This is a genomic window from Psychrobacter sp. 72-O-c, from assembly GCF_904846605.1.
Taxonomy (GTDB): domain Bacteria; phylum Pseudomonadota; class Gammaproteobacteria; order Pseudomonadales; family Moraxellaceae; genus Psychrobacter.
Genome location: NZ_CAJHBI010000058.1, coordinates 1 through 5,331 on the forward strand (window position 1 = coordinate 1; position 5,331 = coordinate 5,331).

Below are 5,331 nucleotides of genomic sequence, written 5' to 3' on the forward strand. Positions count from 1 at the left end.
AGATTAATTAGAGCTTTCATACAAACCACTTGGGTGTTGTATGGTCAAGCCAAACGAGCAATTAGTACAGGTTAGCTACACACATCGCTGTGCTTCCACACCCTGCCTATCAACGTCGTAGTCTTCAACGGCTCTTTAGGGAAATCTTATCTTGAGGTGGGCTTCCCGCTTAGATGCTTTCAGCGGTTATCCCATCCGAACGTAGCTACCGGGCAATGCCACTGGCGTGACAACCCGAACACCAGAGGTTCGTCCACTCTGGTCCTCTCGTACTAGGAGCAGATCCTCTCAAATTTCCAACGCCCACGGTAGATAGGGACCGAACTGTCTCACGACGTTCTAAACCCAGCTCGCGTACCTCTTTAAATGGCGAACAGCCATACCCTTAGGACCTGCTTCAGCCCTAGGATGAGATGAGCCGACATCGAGGTGCCAAACACCGCCGTCGATATGAACTCTTGGGCGGTATCAGCCTGTTATCCCCAGAGTACCTTTTATCCGTTGAGCGATGGCCCTTCCATACAGAACCACCGGATCACTAAGACCTACTTTCGTACCTGCTCGACTTGTGGGTCTCGCAGTTAAGCGCGCTTTTGCCTTTATACTCTATGAACGATTTCCGACCGTTCTGAGCGCACCTTCGTACTCCTCCGTTACTCTTTAGGAGGAGACCGCCCCAGTCAAACTACCCACCATACATTGTCCTCGGTATTGTTATACCTGAGTTAGAACCCCGACATGACCAGGGTGGTATTTCAAGATTGGCTCCACAAACACTAGCGTGTCTGCTTCAAAGCCTCCCACCTATCCTGCACAAGTCAGGTCAAAGTTCAATGTAAAGCTGTAGTAAAGGTTCACGGGGTCTTTCCGTCTAGCCGCGGGTACACAGCATCTTCACTGCGATTTCGATTTCACTGAGTCTCTGCTGGAGACAGCGCTGCCGTCATTATGCCATTCGTGCAGGTCGGAACTTACCCGACAAGGAATTTCGCTACCTTAGGACCGTTATAGTTACGGCCGCCGTTTACTGGGGCTTCGATCAAGAGCTTCGCTTACGCTAACCCCATCAATTAACCTTCCAGCACCGGGCAGGCATCACACCCTATACGTCCACTTTCGTGTTTGCAGAGTGCTGTGTTTTTAATAAACAGTTGCAGCAGCCTGGTATCTGCGACTGCTAATAGCTTACACCGCAAAGGGTTTCACCATCAGCAGCGTACCTTCTCCCGAAGTTACGGTACCATTTTGCCTAGTTCCTTCAGCAGAGTTCTCTCAAGCGCCTTGGTATTCTCTACCTGATCACCTGTGTCGGTTTAGGGTACGATTCGTTTATAACTATTGCTTAGAAGCTTTTCCTGGAAGCATGGTATTTGCCACTTCGCTGTACAAGTACAGCTTGCTATCAGATCTCAGCTATATTACAGTCCGGATTTGCCTAAACTGTAAGCCTACATCCTTTCACCTGGACAACCATCGCCAGGCTGGCATAACCTTCTCCGTCCCTCCATCGCATTATAAACAAGTATCAGAATATTAACTGATTTCCCATCGACTACGCCTTTCGGCCTCGCCTTAGGGGTCGACTCACCCAGCCCCGATTAACGTTGGACTGGAACCCTTGATCTTCCGGCGTGCGAGCTTTTCACTCGCATTATCGTTACTCACGTCAGCATTCGCTCTTGTGATACCTCCAGCATGCCTTACGACACACCTTCACAGGCTTACACAACGCTCCCCTACCACTTGAAAACAAATTCAAATCCGCAGCTTCGGCTCCTAGTTTGAGCCCCGTTACATCTTCCGCGCGGGCCGACTCGACTAGTGAGCTATTACGCTTTCTTTAAAGGATGGCTGCTTCTAAGCCAACCTCCTAGCTGTCTATGCCTTCCCACCTCGTTTCCCACTTAACTAGGAATTTGGGGCCTTAGCTGGCGGTCTGGGTTGTTTCCCTCTCCACAATGGACGTTAGCACCCACTGTGTGTCTCCCGGATATCACTCATCGGTATTCGGAGTTTGCATCGGTTTGGTAAGTCGGTATGACCCCCTAGCCGAAACAGTGCTCTACCCCCAATGGTGTTCGTCCGAGGCGCTACCTAAATAGCTTTCGGGGAGAACCAGCTATCACCGAGTTTGATTAGCCTTTCACCCCTATCCACAAGTCATCCCCTAGCTTTTCAACGATAGTGGGTTCGGTCCTCCGGTGCCTGTTACGGCACTTTCAACCTGCTCATGGATAGATCACTCGGTTTCGGGTCTATGCCCTGCAACTAATCGCCCTATTAAGACTCGGTTTCCCTACGGCTCCCCTAAATGGTTAACCTCGCTACAGAACATAAGTCGCTGACCCATTATACAAAAGGTACGCGGTCACCCTAATAAATTAAGGCTCCCACTGCTTGTACGCACACGGTTTCAGGTTCTATTTCACTCCCCTCACAGGGGTTCTTTTCGCCTTTCCCTCACGGTACTGGTTCACTATCGGTCAGTCAGGAGTATTTAGCCTTGGAGGATGGTCCCCCCATCTTCAAACAGGATTTCTCGTGTCCCGCTCTACTTAATATGTTAACTCTAGAATTTAAAATACAGGACTATCACCTACTACGGTCAGCTTTCCCACGCTGTTCTTCTATTCTAGAATTAATCGGCTTCTCCCCGTTCGCTCGCCGCTACTTGGGGAATCTCATTTGATGTCTATTCCTAAGGGTACTGAGATGTTTCACTTCCCCTCGTTCGCTTCTCGTACAAGTACGAGATACCTACCTTATGGTAGGTGGGTTTCCCCATTCAGAAATCTCCGGATCACAGGATATTGCCGCCTCCCCGAAGCTTATCGCAGGCTGTCACGTCTTTCATCGCCTCTGACTGCCAAGGCATCCACCATGTGCGCTTCATTACTTGACCATACAACCCCAAGTAGTCTTTCTCTATAAATAGAGTTGGATTCCTAAGTGTTATATAAGTCTAATTATGATAACGATATCACCTAATTTTATACGCTTGATTCAGTTCTCTTTATTATTTGATAATCAATCCTCTGGGATAACAACTGATGTCGTTAAGAGGACTGATTATCAGGTTAGGAGCTACACGTGAACATGTAATTCCTAACCCAGACTCATATCTATGTTTTTAAATAGTTTCTATGCTCTCATCGAGTCACAGATTCTGTATAAAACAGAAAGAAGTAATCATCTACAATCACTTGTTTCTATTTATACTATTAGCACTTAAAGCTTACTCGTCTATAGTGGTGGAGCCAAACGGAGTCGAACCGTTGACCTCCTGCGTGCAAGGCAGGCGCTCTACCAGCTGAGCTATGGCCCCATATGAAATGGTGGGTCTAAGTGGACTTGAACCACTGACCCCCGCGTTATCAACACGGTGCTCTAACCAGCTGAGCTACAGACCCATATACGTTTATGCAATAAACGTAAGCTTAAACTAAAGAACAACTTGTTGTGAATTCTTGCTGACCGAATGCGTCTATAAGGAGGTGATCCAGCCGCAGGTTCCCCTACGGCTACCTTGTTACGACTTCACCCCAGTCGCCAACCACACCGTGGTGAACGCCATCCCGAAGGTTAGGCTATCCACTTCTGGTGCAATCAACTCCCGTGGTGTGACGGGCGGTGTGTACAAGGCCCGGGAACGTATTCACCGCGGCATTCTGATCCGCGATTACTAGCGATTCCTACTTCATGGAGTCGAGTTGCAGACTCCAATCTGGACTACGATAGGCTTTTTGAGATTCGCATCACATCGCTGTGTAGCTGCCCTCTGTACCTACCATTGTAGCACGTGTGTAGCCCTGGTCGTAAGGGCCATGATGACTTGACGTCGTCCCCGCCTTCCTCCAGTTTGTCACTGGCAGTATCCTTAGAGTTCCCGGCTTAACCCGCTGGTAACTAAGGACAAGGGTTGCGCTCGTTGCGGGACTTAACCCAACATCTCACGACACGAGCTGACGACAGCCATGCAGCACCTGTATTCTAATTCCCGAAGGCACTCCCGCATCTCTGCAGGATTCTAGATATGTCAAGACCAGGTAAGGTTCTTCGCGTTGCATCGAATTAAACCACATGCTCCACCGCTTGTGCGGGCCCCCGTCAATTCATTTGAGTTTTAGCCTTGCGGCCGTACTCCCCAGGCGGTCTACTTATTGCGTTAGCTGCGTCACTAAGTCCTCAAGGGACCCAACGACTAGTAGACATCGTTTACGGCGTGGACTACCAGGGTATCTAATCCTGTTTGCTACCCACGCTTTCGAGCCTCAGTGTCAGTATGATGCCAGAAGGCTGCCTTCGCCATCGGTATTCCTCCAGATCTCTACGCATTTCACCGCTACACCTGGAATTCTACCTTCCTCTCACCTACTCTAGCCTAACAGTTTCAGATGCAGTTCCCAGGTTAAGCCCGGGGATTTCACATCTGACTTATCAAGCCACCTACGCTCGCTTTACGCCCAGTAATTCCGATTAACGCTTGCACCCTCTGTATTACCGCGGCTGCTGGCACAGAGTTAGCCGGTGCTTATTCTGCAGCTAATGTCATCGTCCGTGGGTATTAACCACGGAGTCTTCTTCACTGCTTAAAGTGCTTTACAACCAAAAGGCCTTCTTCACACACGCGGCATGGCTGGATCAGGCTTTCGCCCATTGTCCAATATTCCCCACTGCTGCCTCCCGTAGGAGTCCGGGCCGTGTCTCAGTCCCGGTGTGGCTGATCATCCTCTCAGACCAGCTACAGATCGTCGCCATGGTAGGCCTTTACCCCACCATCTAGCTAATCCGACTTAGGCTCATCTAATAGCGAGAGCAGTAAACTGCCCCCTTTCTCCCGTAGGTCGTATGCGGTATTAATTCGAGTTTCCCCGAGCTATCCCCCACTACTAGGTAGATTCCTAAGTATTACTCACCCGTCCGCCGCTCGACGCCTGGTAGCAAGCTACCATCGTTTCCGCTCGACTTGCATGTGTTAAGCCTGCCGCCAGCGTTCAATCTGAGCCATGATCAAACTCTTCAGTTTAATCTTGCTATGTAACCCTTTAAAGAGGTTACTAAACTTGGCTCATCTAATCTGGCAATTATACGCTCGTAATTATGTTCGTAATGAATTAACTTTGAGTTTTCTTGCTGTCTTAAATGATAATTTTTATAGTTAGAATTGCCTCGAAAAGAGACTCAACCAACTTTATTTTTTAGCATTCTGAATCAGCAAAAATCCACACAAGTTGTTCTTTAGTTATGCTTTTAAATAGTGTTATTCACTGTCGTCCAGTAAATAATGTTTCTGCTATTCGATTAAAGCGATTTGCTTGTCTCGTTTAGCGA

General features: G+C 48.7%; 2 tRNA genes and 2 rRNA genes. All 4 read right to left on the bottom strand.

Going from position 1 to position 5,331, the window contains the following annotated elements:
• Window positions 1–40: 40 nt before the first annotated feature.
• The 4 genes from JMX97_RS13460 to JMX97_RS13475 all read right to left on the bottom strand — a co-directional run bounded on the left by JMX97_RS13460 (window position 41) and on the right by JMX97_RS13475 (window position 5,026).
• Window positions 41–2,902, bottom strand: a 23S ribosomal RNA gene (locus tag JMX97_RS13460).
• Between the two features lie 347 nt (window positions 2,903–3,249).
• Window positions 3,250–3,325: transfer RNA gene (locus tag JMX97_RS13465), tRNA-Ala, on the bottom strand.
• 8 nt (window positions 3,326–3,333) lie between these two features.
• A tRNA-Ile gene (locus JMX97_RS13470) sits at window positions 3,334–3,410 on the bottom strand.
• Between the two features lie 77 nt (window positions 3,411–3,487).
• Window positions 3,488–5,026, bottom strand: a 16S ribosomal RNA gene (locus tag JMX97_RS13475).
• Together the 16S and 23S rRNA genes with 2 tRNA genes alongside form the textbook arrangement of a ribosomal RNA operon.
• Window positions 5,027–5,331: the final 305 nt, after the last annotated feature.